This window comes from Gordonia aurantiaca, assembly GCF_039939235.1.
Classification (GTDB): domain Bacteria; phylum Actinomycetota; class Actinomycetes; order Mycobacteriales; family Mycobacteriaceae; genus Gordonia.
Window position 1 is genome coordinate 34,558 of record NZ_JBDUUF010000001.1, and the last position, 20,230, is coordinate 54,787.

Consider the following 20,230-nt stretch of genomic DNA (forward strand, 5'->3'; position numbering starts at 1 on the left):
ATGCGCGACACGGAGAACGGGTGGGTCGCCCAGGTGCGCGACACGGAGGCGGGACGGCTCGCCCGCGCCGTCGACGTCGATCCGGTCGGGCCGATGTGGCGCGGCGCCCAGATCTTCCGGGTGCTGTCCTACCTCTACGCGCTCGGTTTCCAGATCGCGGTCAACCCCGACCTCGAGCACCGCGCGGTCGCGTGGACGCTGTTCGGTGTGCTCACCGCGTGGACGCTGGTCAGCGGGATCGGCTACTTCGTCGGCTTCGCCCGCAACCGGTACTGGGTGGTCGCCGAGGTGATCCTGGTCTGCGCCCTGATGCTGTCGACGTCGTATGTCGCCGACGACGAGTGGGCGTGGAACAACCAGAGCTGGCCGACGACGCTGTGGGCGACCAACGCGGTCATCTCCGTCGCGATCCTCTCCGGCCCGGTCGGCGGCATCGTCGCGGGCCTGATCGTCGGCGGTACGAGCACGTTCGTGAAGGGCACGCTGAACCTCGACTTCGGGCGCAACGCCACGGTCATCGTGATCATCGCGGCCGGCATGGCGGTGGGGCTCGCCGCGACCAACGCGCGCCGATTCCACGAGAAGCTCTCGGCCGCGGCGCGAATCGCCGCCCGTGCCGAGGAACGGGAGCGACTTTCGCGAGAGGTCCACGACGGGGTGCTGCAGGTGCTGGCGCTCATCGCCCGGCGCGGGCGCGAGATCGGCGGCCCCACGGGCGAACTCGCGACACTCGCCGCCGAGCAGGAACGCGAGCTCCGGCAACTGATCTCCGACACCGGGGAGGTCGCGGGCGACCCCGGCGGTGCGGATGCCGACGAGGCGGATCTGGCCGCCGCCCTGCGGTCGCTGGCCGGTGACCGGGTGTCGGTCAGCGCCCCCGCCGACCCGGTGACGGTGCCCGCGCACGTGGCCGCCGAGATCCGCGCCGCGGTCGTCAACGCGCTCGACAACACCCGCCACCACGCCGGGCCCGACGCCCGCGCCTTCGTGCTGGTGGAGGATCTCGCCGACGACGTCGTGGTGAGCGTCCGCGACGACGGGGTCGGCATCCCGGAGGGTCGGCTCGCGGAGGCCGTGGCCCAGGGGCGCCTCGGCGTCGCGAAATCAATCGTCGGCAGGATCGAATCGCTGGGCGGGACCGCCGTTCTCGACACCGAACCCGGTGGCGGGACGGAATGGGAGTTCACGGTGCCGCGGCGGGGGAGGGGAAACAGACGATGAGCACGGACGGTTCCGGCCTGCGGGTGATGGTCGTCGACGATCATCCGATCTGGCGAGACGCGGTCGCACGGGATCTCGAGGGCGAGGGCTTTCAGGTCGTCGCCACCGCAGACGGCGTCGGGAGCGCCGCCCGGCGTGCCGGTGTGGTCACCCCCGACGTCGTGCTCATGGACATGCAGTTGCCGGATGGGTCCGGCGCCGAGGCCACCGCCGCGGTGCTCGAGGTCTCGCCGGACACCCGCATCCTCGTACTGTCCGCGTCAGATGAACGCGACGACGTGCTCGAGGCGGTGAAGGCCGGGGCGAGTGGTTACCTCGTGAAGTCGGCGTCGCGCGAGGAACTCGTCTCCGCGGTCCGCGCCACCGCCGACGGCCAGGCGGTGTTCACCCCGGGACTCGCGGGCCTCGTCCTCGGCGAGTATCGGCGGATGTCGCAACAGCCCGAGACCGCGCCCGCCGCACCGAAACTCACCGACCGGGAGACCGAGGTGCTGCGGTTGGTCGCGAAAGGGTTGAGCGCCAAGCAGATCGCCAGGAGGCTGGACATCAGTCACCGGACGGTCGAGAACCATGTGCAGGCGACACTGCGGAAGCTGCAGCTGGGTAATCGGGTCGAGCTGACGCGGTACGCGATCGAGCACGGGCTCGACGAGGACTGACGCCCGGCTGCGTCGACGCCGGTACGAGCAGTGTGGCCGCCGCGCCCACGAGGGCGATCCCCGCGAACAGGTAGAACGCCGATTGCGAGGAGATCCCGGCACCGATCAGGAGCCCGCCGACGACCGGGCCGACGATCCCGCCGAGGCGACCGAAGCCGGCACACCAGGCGACGCCCGCGGCGCGTGCCGAGGTGGGGTAGAAGTTCGACACGAATCCGTAGATCAGGACCTGGGTCCCGATGGTGCCGGTGCCCGCAACCGCGACCGCGGCGAGCAGGATCGGCAGGGGCAGGCCGAGTGTCAGGCAGACGAGGGCGAAGGTCGCCAGGCAGAACGACGTCGCGACGACCTGCTGCGGGCCGCGTCGGTCGGCGAGGCGGGCGGCGATCAGGCCGCCGACGATCGCGCCGCCGTTGAGCACGAGCAGGAACGACAGGGAGCCCCTCGCGTCGAACCCGTTGGCCTCCATGATCTGCGGCAGCCAGGTGTTGAGTCCGTAGGTGAGCAACAGGCCCACGAAGCTCATCGAGCCCAAGAGCATCGTGGGGAGCGCGAATCGTCGCGTCGCCAGGGCGGCGAATCCGAGCCTGGCGGCGGCCGGCTCGGGCAGGTCGCCGTGATGGCGGCTGCTCAGATCTACCGGAATGCCGGTGTGCACGCTGATCTCCCGGGCCTCTTCGTACCGGCCTCGCGTCGCCAGCCACTGCGGTGATTCCGGCATCCTCAGCAGTGTGAGCGGGAGCAGGGTGACCAGGGGCAGCGCGCCGATCCAGAACAGGCCGCGCCAGCCGATGTGGTCGGCGAGGAGCATCGCGAGTACGGAGGCGAGCACGCCGCCGGCCGGAACGCCGCTGTAGACGATCGCGTTGAAGAGGTTCCGCTTGGACGGTGGGGCGAACTCGGCGACCATCGCGCCCGCGGTGGCGACGAGGCCGCCGATCCCGATCCCGGTGAGGCAGCGCAGGATTCCGAACGAGAGCAGGTCGGTGGCCAGCGCGGTGGCGGCCATGCCCACCGAGAACCACACGATGTTGAACAACATCATCCGGCGTCGGCCGACGCGGTCGCCGAGGGCGCCGGTGAGCAGGGCGCCGATCATCACGCCGACGAGCGCGTACGAACCGAGTGCGCCGGCGGTCGCGGGCGTGAGGGTGCCCAACTGTCCCGGGTCGGCGAGCAGGGTGGGGAGCACCGTGCCGTAGACGACGAGGTCGTATCCGTCGAAAACGATCGCCACGGCGGCGAGACCGACGATCCAGAGCACACTTCTGCGATGCTGTGGGGATTCCCAGGATGATGAGGTCATGCGCGGAGTCCTTCCGACGATGTGTGGTGGAAGACATCCTGCGCGGGATGTGCGGGCCATCACATCAGGGGAATGCCCAGTGCCGACCCATCCCGAATTCATCGTGGCGTCGGTGGGATTGATCGATTCGGTGAAGGGGAGCGCCGAAGCGGTTGCCCGACAAAGCGATCGGCCGGTGGAGGCGAACCTCCACCGGCCGGGGACGACCGCTGACCGCTTACCGGGTCACTGCTCGGAACGGCTGCGCTTCAACAGCTCCTGGACACTGATCTGCGAGTCGTCGGAGTCGTCCGAGCGGGCGTGGCGGTCCGTCGACCGCGGCCTCCGGCGCGAAGTGCCGCTGTCGGTTCCGCGCGAAGTGCCGCTGTCGGTTCCGCGCGAAGTGCCGCTGTCGGTTCCGCGCGAAGTGCCGCTGTCTCCGGCGACCGGGCCGTTGGGAGCCGCCGGCGCTTTCGGGCGGGGCGCGGCCACCGGGGTGGCGTCAGGGCTCAGCCCGCGGTCCAACGGCGACGGTCCGGCGGTGCGCCGCCCGCGCGTCGTCGGTGTCGTGTTCTCCGGTGTCACCGACGCGGCCAGCGGGCGCAGCCGCGAATCGTCGAGCGCGGGGCGCCTTCCCAGCGGGGAACCGGCCTGATCGGCAGGCGGAGCCGGCTGCCGCGGTGCAGCGAGCGCGGGCGCCGACGGTGCCGAGGGCGGGGCCGGTGGGGGAGTGGTGCCGGTCGGGCGCTCGCCGTTCGTGGCCGGCGCGGCGGGGTCGCCCAGACGGATGCCACCCTCGCCGAGCACCCAACCCCCGGTGTCGGGCCGGTCGCTCTTCGGGCGGCCGGGACGCCGGTACGGACCCGGCGTCCGCGGGCGCACGATGTCGCCGAGGCCGGCGGACGCCGACGCGGTCGGCGGGGCCGACGGGCCGACACGCGCCGGGGCCGGTCCCGCTGGCCGCTGCGGAGCCTCGGCCGGGCGGCGGATGTTCGTCTGCGGCGCGCTCGTCATCGGGCCGTTCGTGTTGGGCAGGCCCGTCGGCGGCACGCCGGCTCTCGGTGCCGGTCCGGCAGGACGTCCGTCGCCACCGGGGCCACGACGCGGCGGGACGGCGCCTGCGGGCACGGTGCGCGGCCGAGCGGCCTTCATCACCGACGTGGGGGCCTCTGCGACGAGCGTGCCCGCGCTCATCTGACGCGGTGCGCGGGCGTCGCGCTGCTCGTCCGGCTCGTCGTCGAGCACGGTCTCGCCGAGGCCGATCTTGCGCTGCACGACCTGCATCCAGCGCGGCGCCCACCAGCAGTCATCGCCGAGCAGCTTCATCACCGACGGCACGAGCAGCATGCGGATCACGGTGGCGTCGAGGATGAGTGCCGCGATCATGCCGTACGCGATGTACTTCATCATCACGATCTCGGACAGGCCGAACGCACCGGTCACCACCACGAGGATGGCCGCGGCCGCGGTGATGATGCCGCCGGTGTGGGCGGTGCCGCTGCGGATCGCCTCGGTGGTGGACGCACCCTTCTGCCTGGCCTCGACCATGCGGGAGAGCAGGAACACCTCGTAGTCGGTGGACAGGCCGAACACGATGGCGATGATCAGGACCAGGATCGGGGCGAACAGCGGTCCCGGGGTGAAGTTCGCGATTCCGGCCCCGTGGCCGTCGACGAAGATCCAGGTCAGGATGCCCAGTGTGGAGCCGAGGCCCAGCGCCGACATCAGCGACGCCTTGATGGGCAGCACCAACGAACCGAACTGCAGGAACATCAGCAGGCCCGAGACGAGCACCAGCAACACCGCCATGATGGGCAGGCGTTTCATCAGCGAATCGATCGAGTCCTGCGTCAGGGTCGGGGTGCCGGTCACGTACATCGTGAGGCCCTCGGTGTCGATCTCGCGCAACTGCTTGATCGCGTCGGCGGCGGTCTTGCGGTCCTGCAGGCCCGCCGACACCTGGTAGACGCCGACGTTCGGGAACCTCTCCTCGTCGTACGAGCCGAACCTCGCCTTGTCCGGGTCACTGAACTTGTTGGCGAACCCGGGTACCTCGTCGGCGCGTTGTGCGATCGCCTCGAGTTTGTCCTGGTCCACCCGACTGTTCTGGTCGTAGACGATGACCAGCTTGATCGCCTCGGTGCGCTCGGTCGGGAAATACTCGTCGAACTTCTCCTGGGCGGCGCGGTTCGGGTTGTCCGGTGGCAGGAACTTCTCGCTGAGGCCGCCGAACTGGATGCTCCCGAACGGGATGATCAGTGCGAGCAGCAGCAGGACGGTGGGGACGGCGGTCTTGACCGGGTGCTTCATCACCCAGGAGGCCAGGCGACCCCAGAAGCCGTTCTCGATCTCCTGCTTGGACTTCATGCGGCCGCTGAATCGGTCGGCGATCTTGTCGGCGCGCTCGTCACCGGCGAAGCGGCGGGCCAGCGGGACGACGGTCCACTTCATGAACGTGGCCAGCGACAGCATGTTCACGCGTGGGCCCAGGATTCCGAGGATCGCGGGCAGGACCGTGATCGACAGGATCGCGGCCAGCGACACCGAGCTGATGGCGCCGTAGGAGACGGACTTGAGGAAGCCCTGCGGCATGATCAGCAGGCACGCGAGCGCGGCGACGATGATCGTCGCGGAGAACACGACCGTCTGCCCCGCGGTCATTACGGTCCTGCGGACCGCGGCCTGCGTCGAATATCCCTCCGCGAGTTCCTCCCGGAATCGCGACACGATGAACAGGCCGTAGTCGATGGCGATGCCCAGGCCGATCAGCGTCACCACCGACTGGGCGAAGACGTTGACCTCGGTGGTCGTGGCCAGGAACTTCATGATGCCCAGCGACCCGGCGATCGTCAGGCCGCCGATGAGCACCGGGAGACACGCGGCGATGACACCGCCGAACACGAAGAACAGCATGAGCGCCACCACCGGCAGGGCGATCACCTCGGCGCGGTGGATGTCGTTGTCCATGACGTCGGCCATCGACCCCGACACCGGCTGCAGACCGGCCAGCTCGAACGTGGTGCCCGGGAGGTCGAAGCGTTCGGGGATGTCGTCGAAGAACGGTTCGATCGTCTTGTAGTTCTCGAGCACCGTCGTGTCGTCGTCGCCGGCGACGCCGATACTGATGAACGCGTGGCGCTTGTCCTCGGTGAACAGGCGCTCCTGCACGGCCTGCGCGACCTCGGGACGCTCCATGTAGAAGGGGTCGTAGATGCCCGGATCGGAGCGGCCGACGATGTCGGGGTGGGTCGCGATCAGGTCCTCGACGAACGCCTCGACCTTCTTGCCGAACCCCGGGTCGTCGACGGTGGTGCCCTCGGGCGGGGTGACCAGGAGGATGACATCGGACGTGTGGTCGCGGCCGAGGGCCTTGTCGGCGTACCGGGCGCCGAGATCGGATTCCGACGTGGGGTCGAACCAACCGCTCTGACTCAGATGCTTGCTGAGATCGAGGCCGTATAGTCCGAGTCCCGCCATCAGGGCGATCATCACCGCGATGACGAGAAAGCGCATTCGGTACACGAATGTGCCGATGACTCGGAACACGCTGATGTCCTTTCGTGTGCGACGTGTCGGGCCTGAGCGGGGGATCGGGGGTCAGGCCGTCCTTGCGCTCGGGCGGCACCGTGTCGGGGTGGCCGACGGCGCCGGTCGCGATTCTCTCAGTTCTCGCAGAGATCTTGACAGCGTTGCCTGAGTGATCGCTGAGGTGAGGGGGTCCTCGCGGCCCTCAGGCGCTGCGGATGTGACCAGACGCACGCCCACGACGCCGCTCGAGCAGTCAACGCAGGAGCGCGCTGAGCGGGCGGAACGGCGGGAGCCAGGCGCCGTCGTCGGGCAGCGAGTCCAGCCCGATGCGCGGCAGCGGTTCCCGGAACACGCCCGCGATGTCCTCGAGATCGATGAACTCCAGTTCCTCGGTGGTGAGGGCCCAACTGGCGTGTTCGCGGAACCCGATGACGGTGACCGGCACCCCGTCGGCGGCCACCTCGAGGAGCGGCTCGCGGAATGCCTGGCCGTCCGCGGACGCCACGATGACGCCCGCCAGTCCCACAGTGTGCCTGCGGAGCTCGATGTGGTCGAGCATGTCCGAGTCGACATCGCTGTCCTCGGTCAGCTTCGGCTTCGCGAACACCGCGAAGCCGACGTTGCGGAGGGCGTCGACCCATGGCCGCACGACATCGGCGCTACCAGGGGCGATGTTGGTGAAGACGGTGGCCTCGGGCTCGATCTGGCCTTGGTCCGGAGCGGCGGCCGAGGCGTCTGCCGTGCGGTGCAGCAGCCACCGGCCCAGAGCGTCGAAGCGAGGGCGATGCGCCGCGGTCGGCCGCCCGCCGAGCAGCGCGCCGAGGCCCATGTCCATGTTCGGTGCATCCCACACCAGCAACATGCGGCGCGCGCCGGTCTGTCCGGAGATCGAGTCGGCGAAGGAGGTGGGTTGGTCGGTCATGCCGGGCTCCCGTCGGGGGTGTCGCCGGACGGGGTGGCCGGCGGTATCGGTCGGGTGTAGACGAACTCGTTGACGCGCCGGCCCTCCTGCTCCGCGCGACCCTCGAACTTCGTCGTCGGACGTTCGAGCAGGATCGGGGACTCCCGGGTCAGCTGCACGACGTGGGGTCGGTCGGGGTTCTGGGTCGCGAGCTTCTCGGCGATCCACTCCGCGTAACCGGCATGGTCGGTCGCGATGTGGAGCACCCCGCCCGGGATCAGGCGGTCGGCCATCAACTCGAGTGTGCCCGTCTGGACGAATCGGCGCTTGTGATGGCGCTTCTTCGGCCACGGATCCGGGAAGAACAACCGGATGCCGGTGAGGCTCGAGGAGGGGATGAGCTCCTTCAGCACGATCGTCGCGTCGCCGCGGATCAGCCGGACATTGGTCAGGCCGTTGCGGTCGATGAGGCCGAGGAGCTGTGCCAGCCCGGGCTTGTAGACCTCGACCGCGAGCACGTCGACGTCGGGTTCCTCGGCGGCCATCGCGGCGGTGGAGACGCCGGTCCCGGAACCGATCTCGAGGACCTTCGGCGCCTTGCGGCCGAAGTGGGCGTCGAGGTCGAGCCGGGGCTCGGGGATGCGGTCGGCGCCGATCTGGAGGTCCCGGCCGAGCACCGGCCAGAGGTTGTCCCAGTTGCGTTGCTGTCCGGCGGTCAGGGTGCCCCGGCGGAAACGGAAACTTGTCACGCGGGGGTACAGCCGTGACCTGTCAGCGCTGTTGTTCACAGCTCCATCGTTGCGCATGGTCGCCGTCACACGTAGTCGCGGGTGATCGTGTCCGTGAAGTTCTGGTTGCGAACTCTGCAGTTCGGGAGGGATGTGGAGGCCGACGGGCCGGTGGGCGCAAACGCGGTTAATCTCGGGCCAGCCGCGGGAACACCGCAGGCGAGGAGCAGCGGAAACGGCCGGGCGGCGGAGCCCGGGAAGGGCACGAGTGTGGGGGCGAACGTGGTGAGGCCGGCCGATCCGTCACCAGAGGGGTGGCCGGCGGCTCCGGTGCTGTCGGCGGACGCATTGTCGCGCGCCGCGGAACGCGGCGAGCTCGCCGATCTCGTCGACCCGTCCTCGCCCCTGGCCCCGATCCTGCACGCCGCCGGCCGGCGGTTCCTCCGGCCGCTCCACGTGCACGTCGTGGGCCGTCCCGGCACCGGGCGCGACACGATGGTCCGCGCGTTGCGCGAACGTCTCCGGCTGACCGTGACCGGGCCCGCAGAGGAGTCTGCTGCGGGCGGGTCGGACACCGGCCGGTCGGGGGTCGTCGCCGAGGCCGACCTGTGGCTGCTCCTGCTGGCCGGACCCGTGCGCCGGGCCGATCACGACCTGTGGCGCTCGCTCCCCCGGGAGCGGACGCTGGTCGTCCTCGGCAAGGCCGACACACATGAGGACTGGGACACGGCGATCGAGGTGGCGGGGCAGTGCTCGACGCGGCTCGGTGCCCCGGTCCACGTCGTCTCCCAGCTGCTCGCCTGCGCCGACCTCGACGACCGGCTGTTCGCCGCCCTCACCGCGCTCGCCGGCGCGGGCGCCGACATGCCCTCGATGGCCGGACGCTTCCTCATGGGCCGGCCCGGGTCGGAGGAACGCGAGGTCCGCGAGGCGTTGCTGCGCCGGATCGACGCGTTCGGGATCGACACCGCCCTCTCGCTGCTCGCGCAGGGGTCGGCATCCGCCGCCGACGCCGCAACGCTCAACCGGACCCTGCATGCGCTGAGCGGGCTCGCCGAGCTCGCCGGGCCGATCGGCGAGCGCGTGGAACCGGTCCGGCGCCGCCGGACGGCGGACATCCGTGTCGAGCTCGAACGGGCCGCGGCCCGCGGCTGGGACCGGGACGCCGCCGAACGCCTGCTCGCCTCGGGAGGTGTCGCGTGAGCTCCCGGCTCCTCGACGCGGCGCGCGAGCTCACCGGCTTCGACGCCCAGCGGGTGCGCGCGGGCCACACCGTCTCGGCGCTCGGCACCGAGGGCGTCGGGGTCCGCACGCTGGTCGAGGCGTGCCGCGTCCTCGCCCCCGACCTCGACATCCGCGCCCGTGAGACCCTCGACGCCCCGGTCGACGACCGGCCGGGACCCGGAATCGCGCTGATCGTCGTCGACCCCTCGTCGTCGGTGGGCGAGGAGGAGAAGGCCCTCCTGGACGCCGCGCGGGCACGCGTCGGGACGGTCGCGCTGGTCTGCAGCCGGATCGACGCGTTCTGGGAGTGGCCGCGCACCGTGCGTGAGCACCGCAGGCTCCTCGACCCGTTCGGCACGGTGCCGCTCTTCGGGGTCTCGGCGGCCGCGGCGCTCGGCGGTGCCGTCGACGAATCCGGCGTCGACGAGCTCATCGCCTGGATCAGGCAGGCCCTCGACGCGCCCGCGGCGATCCGCGACGAGCGCGCGCGGCTGGCCGCCGGGGCCGGTGCGGTCGAACGCCTGCTGGGGTCACAGACCGGTGGAAGGCCCGCCGACCTCGACGAACTCCTGGCCCGTAGACGCGAACTGCTGAACTCCCGTGACCGGGGGCGGCTCGACCGTATCGCCGCATTGCGCGCCGGGCTCGCACGCGCGCGGTCGATGTCGTCGGCCGAACTCGCCGCCGGGGTGCGCGAACTGTCCGCCCTCGCTGCCGGCGCCGCGCCCGACACCGATCCCGAGCACGGGGAGTGGCTGCGACAGCGGTGGTCCGAACTCGCCGACCGCGTCCGGCGCGCGACCGACGAGCGGATCGACGAGGTCGCCTCGACGACCCTGGTGGGTCTCGACCCCGAGCCCGTCGCGGCCGAACCCTGGGCCGACGCGCCGCTGCCCCCGGACACCCCGTCGAACCGGCGTCGCCGCACCGCAGGCGAGGACGCGCTGCTGGTCATCATCGGCGCGTCCACGGGACTGGGCGTGGGCCGGCTCGTCGTCGCGCCGATGGCGTCGGTGCAGACCCTGCAGTGGGTCAGCATGCCGCTCACGCTGCTGCTGGGCGTCGCGCTGGCGGCCTGGATCATCCGTGTGCGCCGCGCCGCGCTCGACCGCTCCGACCGGGCGGCCCGCGGGGTCGAGCAACTCACCTCCGCCCGCGCCGCGTTCGACCACCGGCTCGGGCTGCGGATCGCGGCCGCCGAGACGCGGATCGCCGGCCAGATCGGCCGGGCCTGTGAACGGCGCTCGCGGCACATCGACGACGAGGTGGCGCGGCTCGACGATGCCCTGTGGCGGTTGCGCAACGGCGCGGAGGCCCGCCGGGAACGACGGCGGTCCGAACGCGCCCGGGCCGTCCACCGCGAACTGACCACACTGGCCGACCGGTTGTGGTCCGACACGGTCGGCGACGCGACCGTCGAGAACGATGGGAACAGGTGAACACGATGGACTCGATCTTCGACGGCTTCGACCCCGGAGACGGACCACTCGGGCCCGGTGACCGCGGCCTTCCCGAGGCGGAGGTCCCCGGGATCGACCCCGGCGCGCACTTCGAGACCGTCGCCGCGATCCGCACCGGACCTCCGGCCGACGACCTCGACGCCCATCTGTGGATGCACGAGGACGGGCGGATCTGGGACCTGGGCCCGGCGGAGGTGGACACCGACAACGACGGCGTCAACGACTCGCTGACCAGGAACGGGCCGGACGGCTTCACCGTCTACACCGACAGCGATCACGACGGACAGGTCGACAAGATCACCGAGATCGGTTCAGATGGGGAGTACAGCTCGGCGGTCCTCGATCCCGAAACCGGGGAGTGGATCCCGGGCGACTCCGGACGCATCGGCTGACACCCGGGCCGATGCGTCGACCGGTCCTGCCCTGACCCCGACGCGGAACCGCCCTAGGGACTTTGGTCCCTGATCTGGCGATTGTGGGAAAAATTGCAGTCCCGGGGCCGATGACCTAGCGGCCGCTCGGTGCACGTATCCTGAACAACTAGACGACTGACAGGTGACCATTCCAGCTGGTCACACGTTCGCCAGGAGGCCCCAACGATGACCGCAGCCACCATTCCCGGATTGGACCCGAGCAACGCTCCGACCAGACACCAGGGGCTGCTGGCCTGGGTTACCGAAGTCGCCGAACTGACCCAGCCCGACCGTGTCGTGTGGTCGGACGGCAGCGACGAGGAGTGGGATCGTCTCACCACCCAGCTCGTCGAGGCGGGCACCCTGATCAAGCTGAACGAGGAGAAGAAGCCCAACTCGTTCCTCGCCAGCTCCGACCCGGCCGATGTCGCGCGCGTCGAGTCCCGCACCTTCATCTGTTCGGAGAAGGAAGAAGACGCCGGCCCGACCAACAACTGGGTCGCCCCGGCCGAGATGCGCGCCACCATGACCGAGCTGTACCGCGGCTCGATGCGCGGCCGCACCATGTACGTCATCCCGTTCTGCATGGGCCCGCTCGACTCCGACGACCCGAAGCTCGGCGTGGAGATCACCGACTCCGAGTACGTCGTGCTGTCGATGCGGATCATGACCCGCGTCGGCCCGCGCGTCCTGGAGATCCTCGGCGACGACGGCTTCTTCGTGAAGGCGCTGCACTCGGTCGGCGCCCCGCTCGAGCCCGGCCAGAAGGACGTCCCCTGGCCGTGCAACACCGAGAAGTACATCACCCACTTCCCGGAGACCCGCGAGATCTGGTCGTTCGGTTCGGGTTACGGCGGCAACGCCCTCCTCGGCAAGAAGTGCTACGCGCTCCGCATCGCATCGGTCATCGCCCGTGACGAGGGCTGGATGGCCGAGCACATGCTGATCCTGAAGCTGACCAGCCCGGAGAACAAGGTCTACTACGTCGCCGCGGCGTTCCCGAGCGCCTGTGGCAAGACCAATCTCGCGATGCTGCAGCCCACCATCCCCGGCTGGAAGGCCGAGACCGTCGGCGACGACATCGCCTGGATGCGCTTCGGCGAGGACGGCCGCCTGTACGCGATCAACCCGGAGTTCGGCTTCTTCGGTGTCGCGCCGGGCACGAGCTACGACTCCAACCCGAACGCGATGAAGACCATCGAGGTCGGAAACACCCTGTACACCAACGTCGCCCTGACCGACGATGGTGACGTCTGGTGGGAGGGCATCGGCGGCGAGACCCCGGCCCACCTGACCGACTGGCAGGGCAACGACTGGACTCCGGAATCGGACCGTCCTGCCGCGCACCCGAACTCGCGCTACTGCACCCCGATCGCGCAGTGCCCGTCGCTGGCTCCCGAGTGGGACGACCCGAAGGGTGTGCCGATCTCGGCGATCCTGTTCGGCGGCCGTCGCAAGACCACCGTCCCGCTGGTGACCGAGGCCCGCGACTGGCAGACCGGCGTCTTCATGGGCGCCACGGTCGGTTCGGAGCAGACCGCTGCCGCCGAGGGCAAGGTCGGCGTCGTGCGCCGCGACCCGATGGCGATGCTGCCGTTCATGGGCTACCACGTCGGTGACTACCTGCAGCACTGGATCAACGTGGGCAAGAACGCCGACGAGTCCAAGCTCCCGAAGGTGTTCTACGTCAACTGGTTCCGTCGCGGCGACGACGGCCGCTTCCTGTGGCCGGGCTTCGGCGAGAACAGCCGCGTCCTGAAGTGGATCATCGGCCGCATCGAGGGCGAGGCCGAGGGCGTCGAGACCCCGATCGGCATCGTCGCGAAGCCGGAGTCGCTCGACGTGAGCGGCCTGGACGTCGCCCCGGAGGACGTCGCCGAGGCGCTGGCGTTCAACCCGGACGAATGGCGTCAGGAGATCCCGTCGATCGAGGAGCTCTTCGAGTTCATCGGTCCCAAGCTGCCCACCTCGCTGCGTGACGAGCTCGAGGGCCTCAAGCAGCGCCTGGGCTGATCCGGGACCGGTCGGCTTCTCGCGCTGAGACTGAAGTGACGTGTGAGGTATCGTGCCCCCCATGAAGCTACGTTTGTGGGGGGCCACGATCGCCGGAGTCTGTGCGCTGGGTCTGTCCTCGACACTCGGAGTCCAACCCGCCACTGCGACACCGGCTTCCGGTGCCGGGGTCAGTGCGTTCTACACCGACACGGCCTCGCTCTCCACGTTCGTCCCGACGGTCAACCAGATCACCGGGCTGGACCGGACCGGTAATGGTCAGTACGTCCTCATCGCCGAGGACGCACTGCCACCGCGCTTCTTCAACGCACGCATCCGATACTCCTCGGAGACAGCGTCGTTCGTCGGTCGGCCCGCCCTCAACGGTGCGGGAACCGTCCTCGGTCCCTGGTTCATCCCGCAGCTGCCCGGTACCGCGCAGTTCGAGGGCATCCGCAAGACCAACGGCGGCTACACGGTCGTCAGCGGTGGCGGAAACCAGTTCATCCGGCAGATCGGGCCGTTCGGGCAGTTCGTCCGCGACATCCCGCTCCCTGCGGCGTGGCGACCGGCGGCCAAGTCCGGCGTCGCGGGTCAGCGCGGGCTGACCGGCCTCGCCGTCGGACCCAAGGGCCAGCTGTCGGTGATCACCGCGGGCGGTCTCAAGCAGGACGGGCGGACGTCCGCGCGCCTGCTGACCTTCGGCAAGACCAACCGCGAGTTCGTCTACCGCACCGATGCCAACAAACGTGCGGCCGACGTGCTGGCGATCAGCGACACCGACTTCCTCGTCCTCGAACGCGGGGCCGGTCGTCTCGCGAACATCTTCTGGACCACCACTCGCGGGGCCACCCCGGTCGCCGGCAAGAAGAAGCTCACCGGCAAGGAGAAGGCGATGACCAAGCGTCGCATCTTCTCCACGGTCGCGACGCCGCGTCTGATCGCCGGTGACATGTCCGGGCTGGCCTGGGGCAACTGGCACCCCGACACCCCCTTCGCCAAGACGAGGTCCCGGACCGTGCTCGTGGTCTCGCAGACCGCCGGGTCGCCGACGCGCATCCATTCGTTCGAGCTGAACCTGCCGAAGTAGCCCGTCGACTCGCCCATGGCGGCTCTCCGGGCGGCCCGGAATCTGTGGATCAGGGTCATGTCAGGGACATACCTGATAGCCTTTCGGCCCCGGATTTGGCACCGTTGAGGGCATGACGACGACTGATGCGGATGCGCGCGACACCGGAGCGCCGAACAATCGAGTGGCTGCGGGCGCTGAGAGCCTGGTGAAACGGTACGGATCCGGCGAAACGGCCGTCGAGGCCCTGAAGGGTGTGTCGATCTCCTTCCGCGAGGGCGAGTTCACCGCGATCATGGGTCCGTCCGGTTCAGGCAAGTCGACGCTGATGCACTGCCTCGCCGGACTCGACGTCGCGACGTCGGGCCGGGTGTTCATCGGGGACACCGACCTGACGGAGTTGAGCGACAAGGCGATGACCATGCTGCGCCGGGACCGCATCGGCTTCGTGTTCCAGGCGTTCAACCTCGTGCCGACCCTCACCGCCAGGGAGAACATCACCCTCCCGGTCGACATCGCCGGCCGATCAGTGGACACCGAGTGGTTCGACGCGGTCGTCGACCGTCTCGGGATCACCGACCGTCTCGGTCATCTCCCCAGCGAGCTGTCGGGTGGTCAGCAGCAGCGCGTGGCGTGTGCCCGCGCCCTGATCGGCAAGCCCGCCATCATCTTCGGCGACGAGCCGACCGGCAACCTCGACTCCCGGTCGTCGGGTGAGGTGCTGTCGATCCTGCGCGCGGCCACTGACGAGTTCGGCCAGACCGTCGTGATCGTGACGCACGATCCGCGTGCGGCATCGTATGCCGATCGCGTGGTGTTCCTCGCCGACGGTCAGATCGTGCAGGAGCTCTCGCGCCCGAGCGCCGACGACGTCTTCGAGGTCATGAAGAACCTCGACGGCGCGCATCACACAACCGCCACATCCGAGCCGGCTGCCGCCGCCGAGTCCGCCGGCACCCGCTGAAGCCGTGGCGTCATCATCGGTGATGCGCCGGGTTTCGCTCCGAAACCTGCGGGCGCACAAGCTCCGTCTGTTCCTCACGCTCTTCTCGATCGTTCTCGGCACGTCGTTCGTCGTCGGGTCGATCGTGTTCACGAGCTCGGTCTCCAAGGCGTTCAACGACATCTTCGACAACGCGGCGCAGGGCGTCGCGGTCGAGGTGACCCCTGCCGACCAGCAGTCGCCGGGCGTGCCGATCGAGGTCGTCGACCAGTTGCGCGACCAGCGCGCACAGCTCGGCATCGACAAGATCGTCGTCAACAACACCGGTCTCGTCACGGTCGCCGACTCGGCCGGCAAGGCGATCCAGACCGGCGGTGCGCCGAGCATCGGCTCCACCTGGATTCCGCCGCAGGACGCGCTCGCCCCCGACGAGTCGAAGATCATGCCCGGTGGCCGTGGCCCCGAGAACGCCGGTGAGATCGCGCTGAACTCGTCGGCCGCGGAGAACGCGGGACTGAAGGTCGGGTCGAAGACCAAGGTCGTCGTCGGCCAGGGCAACTCGACTCCGCTCGACGTCACCGTGGTCGGCCTCGTGGACCTTCCCTCCTCCACCGGCGGGTACGTGAACGCACAGTTCGATGCCGCGACCGCGTCGCGTCTGTTCACCGACGGCCGGCACGTCGGGACCGTGGACATGTCCGCGGTCGAGGGGGTCACCCCGGAGCAGTTGAAGGAGCGGGTCATCGCCGCGCTCGGCCCGGCGGCCGGGCTGTACGACGTCCGTACCGGTGACGAGGTCCGCGCGGATCAGAAGGAACAGGTCAACGAGTTCCTGCAGATCTTCCAGTACATCCTGCTTGCATTCGCCGCGATCGGCCTCGTGGTGGGCACGTTCATCATCTACAACACCTTCTCGATGATCGTCGCGCAGCGCAACCGCGAGTTCGCGTTGCTGCGGGCCGTCGGCGCGAGCCGGCAGCAGGTGTCGCGGTCGGTGCTGTTCGAGGCCCTCGTCGTCGGCATCATCGGAGGCATCCTCGGTCTGGCCATCGGCATCGGCCTCGCGGCCGCGCTGAAGGCATTCACCGCCGCGACATCGGGTCTGCCGCAGGGTGCTCTGACCATCGGGGTCGGTGCGATCCTCGCGGGCATCCTGGTCGGCGTGGTGGTGACGATGGTCTCCGCGTGGGTGCCGGCGGTCCGCGCGGCGCGGGTGCCTCCGGTGGAGGCGATGCGCGCGTCGGCGGCCGAGGGATCGGCCTCGCTGCGCAACCGCACGATCCTCGGCGCGGTCATCGGGATCGCATCGATCGTCGCGATCGTCATCGGCGCCCGGGGCGAGGGCTCCGGCCCGGCGCTGACCGTCGGTGCGGGTGCGGCCGGCCTGGTGCTGGCGACCGTCCTGGTGGGACCCGCGGTGTCCCGTCCGTTCGTGGGCGTGCTCGGCCGGGTCATCGGCGCACCGTTCGGCGCCATGGGGCGCCTGTCGCGCACGAATGCCGTTCGCAATCCCCGACGTTCGGCTGCGACGGCGTTCGCCCTCACCCTGGGCCTGATGCTGGTCGCGATCATCGGCACGCTCGGCCAGTCGTTCAAGGGCACCGTCGACGAGGCGATCGATTCGGGTATCACCGCCGACTACATCCTCGTGGGCACGAATCAGCAACCCATCCCACCCACCGTGGGCGCAGCGGTGAAGGACGTGGCGGGCGTCGGCGAGGTCGTGTCGTTCGGCGTGGTGCAGGCCAAGGTGAACGATCGGTCGGAGCAGGGCTTCTCGGCGATCGGTGGCCGGCTCAGCGACGTCACCGTCATGGACATGCAGGACGGCGCGTCGTCGAACCTCCCCGCCGACGGCATGCTCATCAGCCACCGGACCGCGACGACGAAGGGTTGGGAGCGCGGCCAGGTCCTCGACTTCACCTCCGCGACCGGCGAACAGGTGCAGGTTCCGGTGGCCGGCGTCTACGCCGACAACGAGGCGTTGCAGCCGTGGGTCATCGGCCCGGCGGTGTATGAGCGACTCGTGCCGCCCGCGGCCCGCTTCGACATCTCGGTGTTCGTGAAGGCGAAGCCCGGCACCGACCTCGACGAACTCCGGAGGGGACTCGAGGACGCCACCGCGGGCTTCCTGACCGTGCAGGTGCAGGACCGGGAGGAGTTCAAGGGGCAGATCTCGTCGCAGATCGACCAGATGCTCGGCACCCTCTACGCGATGCTGGGGCTGGCGTTGCTGATCGCGGTGCTCGGCATCATCAACACCCTGGCGCTGTCTGTGGTGGAGCGGAAGCGCGAGATCGGCATGTTGCGCGCGATCGGTATGGTCCGCGGACAGGTCCGGCGCTCGATCTACCTGGAGTCGGTGCTCATCTCGATCTTCGGCGCCGTGGTGGGCGTGGTGCTCGGTACCGGGATCGGTGTGGCCCTGGTCCGCACCCTGGCGGCCTGGGGGCTCGGCGCGCCGGTGATCCCGTGGTCGCTGATCGTGATCACGCTGGTCGCGTCGGCGATCGTGGGCGTGCTCGCGGCGTTGTGGCCGGCGGTCCGGGCCGCCCGCACCGGGCCCCTGGAGGCGATAGCCGACTTGTGATGCCGTGGCGATAGCCGACTTGTGATGCCGTGGCGATAGCCGACTTGTGATGCCGTGGCGATAGCCGACTTGTGATGCCGTGGTGATGGCCGACTTGTGATGCCGTGGTGATGGCCGACTTGTGATGCCGTGGCGATGGCCGACTTGTGATGCCGTGGCGATGGCCCACTGGTGATCGCCTTCGACGGAGAGGCGGGTCTGTGACGTGTGCCGGGTGTTGTGCCCGGGTCGCGCGCTCACAGGCCCGCTTCAGGTTTCTGATGACAGAATCGACCGCATGACCCGACCTCCCCAGGGCGATCCGAACGATCCGCGCGACGAGCCGCCGGCCACCCGGCAGTTCGATCCGGACTACGACCCGTCGGCGCCGCCGTCACAGGCCTACGCCCAGAACGACCCCCATGTCTCGTACGGCGACCCGCAGCCCACCGCGCCCTACGAGGGCGGGTATCCCGATCCCCGGTACCCGACCTCCCAGTACGGAGAAGGACAGTACGGAGAAGGCCAGTACGGAGAAGGCCAGTACGGTGATCCCCGGTACGCCGATCCGCATTACGGCGGTCAATACGGCGGCGATTCGCAGTACGGCGATCCCCGGTACACGGGCGCCGCTCCCTACGCTCAGGGACCGTACGCCGGGCCGGCCGGGGGTGAACCGCCGCAGAACTCGTCGTCGAAGCGCACGATCGGCCTCGTCCTCGTGACGCTCGCAGCGGTGGTGATCCTCGCCCTCGTCGTCGTGTTGATCGGCCGCGCGAGCGGCGGTGACGATTCCCCGACCGCGGCCGGCGATTCGTCGACCACGACCGCGACCAGCGCGGAGACCACGCCGAGCACGACGTCGACCACCACGACCACCGAGGAGACCACCTCCAGCCCGACCACCACGCAGCGGTCGGGGACGGTGACCTACCAGCTCACCGGCAATGGCGACGTCGTCGCGCTGACCTTCTCCAAGGGCGAGGGCGCGCCGACCGTCATCGCCGCGACCGGCTCGCCCTGGTCGCAGCGGGTGAAGCTGTCGGGAACCAAGGCCAGCCTGCGTGCGATCGTCGTGCGCGGCCCGGTGACCTGCAGCATCCTGGCCGATGGTGAGCAGCTGTCGACGGCCACCAGCAATGGCGGCACGCTCTCCTGCAGCGCGGACCTGTCGGCGGAATAGGGCCGCTCACTCGCAAACCCACCACTTTTCGCCGGGATCCACCACCGTTCGGGCACCCGGGTTTGTCGAAAATGGGTGGGTTTGCGCTGGGGGCTATCGCTTCCGCAGCACCATCACGAGGTTGGTGCCCAGGACCTCCCGCATACCGGGGACACGCATGACCCACCACATCCATCGCGGGATGTAGCGGGGGAAGGCGGCGACGAGTTCGGCGCGGTCGGTCGCCGACCGCGCCCAGCGCAGGCCGTCGGTGGCGTGGACCGCGAACAGCGACGTCCCGTACAGGTTCTTCGGCGGGTGGCCGTGGCGCTTGGTGTAGAGGCGTGCGGCGCGGTGACCGCCGAGGTAGTGGGTGAGCCCCATCTCGTGGCCGCCGAACGGACCCCACCACAGCGTGTAGCTGATGATCACGACACCGCCCGGGCGGGTCACCCGCAGCATGTCGTCGGCCATCTCCCACGGTTTCGACGTGTGCTCGACGACGTTCGACGACAGCGCGACGTCCATGCAGCCGTCGGCGAAGGGGAGTTCCTGGCCGGAGCCGCGGACCGAGCCACGATGTTCGAGGCCACCGGCGTGTATCTCGGTCGGGTCCGGTTCCACCGAGATGTACTGCGCGCCGCGGGCCCGGAACGCGTCCGCGAAGTAGCCCGGTCCGCCGCCGACGTCGAGGATGACCTTGCCGTCGAGATCGGGCACGAACGCCTCGACCATGTTCGCGGTGTCGGTGGCCAGCGCGCCGTAGAAGCGGGCGGGGTCGGACTGCTCGAAGCGGAAGTCGTTCAGCAGCCCGGCCGCGCGTCGCAGGGTCGCGAGCCGGGCCATACGGTTGCGGCCGGAAGTCGTGGTCGTCATCGTCGGGCAACTCTAGTCGCGGTGTCGGGATCGCAGGGATGCGCGCTCGTCGGGTGGGTCTGGTGGAGGTCCGGGGGACGGGAGACTCGGACGTGGCTCACGACATCCTCGTGCCTCCGCGATGCCGCAGCGGCGTTCTGTGACCGGGAACACCGGACGGCCTGCACGGCCGGAACCGTCGGTGCGCCCGCGTCGGGTGG

At 69.7% G+C, this 20,230-nt stretch carries 15 protein-coding genes; 10 read left to right on the forward strand and 5 right to left on the reverse strand.

Annotated elements, in window-relative coordinates:
* Positions 1-1,221, forward strand: a complete 1,221-nt coding sequence (macS, locus tag ABFT43_RS00185; RefSeq protein WP_347959228.1) for a MacS family sensor histidine kinase — start codon at positions 1-3, stop codon at positions 1,219-1,221.
* Positions 1,218-1,880, forward strand: a complete 663-nt coding sequence (locus ABFT43_RS00190; protein WP_347958392.1) for a response regulator transcription factor — start codon at positions 1,218-1,220, stop codon at positions 1,878-1,880. The genes macS and ABFT43_RS00190 overlap by 4 nt, the downstream gene beginning before the upstream one ends.
* On the opposite strand, the gene ABFT43_RS00195 is transcribed toward ABFT43_RS00190, so the two are convergent.
* The 4 genes from ABFT43_RS00195 to trmB form a co-directional block, all read right to left on the reverse strand.
* Entirely contained in the window at positions 1,768-3,186 is a 1,419-nt protein-coding gene (locus ABFT43_RS00195; protein WP_347958393.1) for an MFS transporter, read from the reverse strand. The genes ABFT43_RS00190 and ABFT43_RS00195 overlap by 113 nt on opposite strands.
* A gap of 225 nt (positions 3,187-3,411) precedes the next feature.
* A complete protein-coding gene (locus ABFT43_RS00200; RefSeq protein WP_347958394.1) occupies positions 3,412-6,711 on the reverse strand; it encodes an MMPL family transporter in 3,300 nt (1,099 codons plus the stop codon).
* Between the two features lie 235 nt (positions 6,712-6,946).
* Positions 6,947-7,615 (reverse strand): NYN domain-containing protein, encoded by a 669-nt coding sequence (locus ABFT43_RS00205; protein ID WP_347958395.1) that lies wholly within the window; start codon positions 7,613-7,615, stop codon positions 6,947-6,949.
* Complete coding sequence (gene trmB, locus ABFT43_RS00210) at positions 7,612-8,400, reverse strand: tRNA (guanosine(46)-N7)-methyltransferase TrmB (RefSeq protein ID WP_347958396.1); 789 nt, start codon at positions 8,398-8,400, stop codon at positions 7,612-7,614. The genes ABFT43_RS00205 and trmB overlap by 4 nt, the downstream gene beginning before the upstream one ends.
* A gap of 252 nt (positions 8,401-8,652) precedes the next feature.
* Between trmB and ABFT43_RS00215 the strand changes: the two genes are divergently transcribed.
* The 8 genes from ABFT43_RS00215 to ABFT43_RS00250 all read left to right on the forward strand — a co-directional run bounded on the left by ABFT43_RS00215 (position 8,653) and on the right by ABFT43_RS00250 (position 19,175).
* Complete coding sequence (locus ABFT43_RS00215; RefSeq protein WP_347958397.1) at positions 8,653-9,525, forward strand: hypothetical protein; 873 nt, start codon at positions 8,653-8,655, stop codon at positions 9,523-9,525.
* Positions 9,522-10,985 (forward strand): hypothetical protein, encoded by a 1,464-nt coding sequence (locus tag ABFT43_RS00220; RefSeq protein WP_347958398.1) that lies wholly within the window; start codon positions 9,522-9,524, stop codon positions 10,983-10,985. The genes ABFT43_RS00215 and ABFT43_RS00220 overlap by 4 nt, the downstream gene beginning before the upstream one ends.
* A 5-nt stretch (positions 10,986-10,990) precedes the next feature.
* A complete protein-coding gene (locus ABFT43_RS00225) occupies positions 10,991-11,398 on the forward strand; it encodes a DUF6802 family protein (RefSeq protein WP_347958399.1) in 408 nt (135 codons plus the stop codon).
* A gap of 207 nt (positions 11,399-11,605) precedes the next feature.
* A complete protein-coding gene (locus ABFT43_RS00230; RefSeq protein WP_347958400.1) occupies positions 11,606-13,432 on the forward strand; it encodes a phosphoenolpyruvate carboxykinase (GTP) in 1,827 nt (608 codons plus the stop codon).
* A 61-nt stretch (positions 13,433-13,493) separates the two neighbouring features.
* Positions 13,494-14,501, forward strand: coding sequence for an esterase-like activity of phytase family protein (locus ABFT43_RS00235; RefSeq protein ID WP_347958401.1), 1,008 nt, complete (start codon positions 13,494-13,496; stop codon positions 14,499-14,501).
* A 112-nt stretch (positions 14,502-14,613) separates the two neighbouring features.
* Positions 14,614-15,444, forward strand: a complete 831-nt coding sequence (locus ABFT43_RS00240; RefSeq protein ID WP_347958402.1) for an ABC transporter ATP-binding protein — start codon at positions 14,614-14,616, stop codon at positions 15,442-15,444.
* Positions 15,445-15,466: 22 nt separating this feature from the next.
* A complete protein-coding gene (locus tag ABFT43_RS00245; protein WP_347959229.1) occupies positions 15,467-18,013 on the forward strand; it encodes an ABC transporter permease in 2,547 nt (848 codons plus the stop codon).
* 277 nt (positions 18,014-18,290) lie between these two features.
* Entirely contained in the window at positions 18,291-19,175 is an 885-nt protein-coding gene (locus ABFT43_RS00250) for a hypothetical protein (RefSeq protein ID WP_347958403.1), read from the forward strand.
* A gap of 93 nt (positions 19,176-19,268) precedes the next feature.
* Here the strand turns inward: ABFT43_RS00250 and ABFT43_RS00255 are convergent, their stop codons facing one another.
* Positions 19,269-20,030 carry a class I SAM-dependent methyltransferase gene (locus tag ABFT43_RS00255; RefSeq protein ID WP_347958404.1) on the reverse strand — a complete coding sequence of 254 codons (762 nt, stop codon included), beginning with the start codon at positions 20,028-20,030 and terminating at the stop codon, positions 19,269-19,271.
* Between the last annotated feature and the right edge of the window lie 200 nt (positions 20,031-20,230).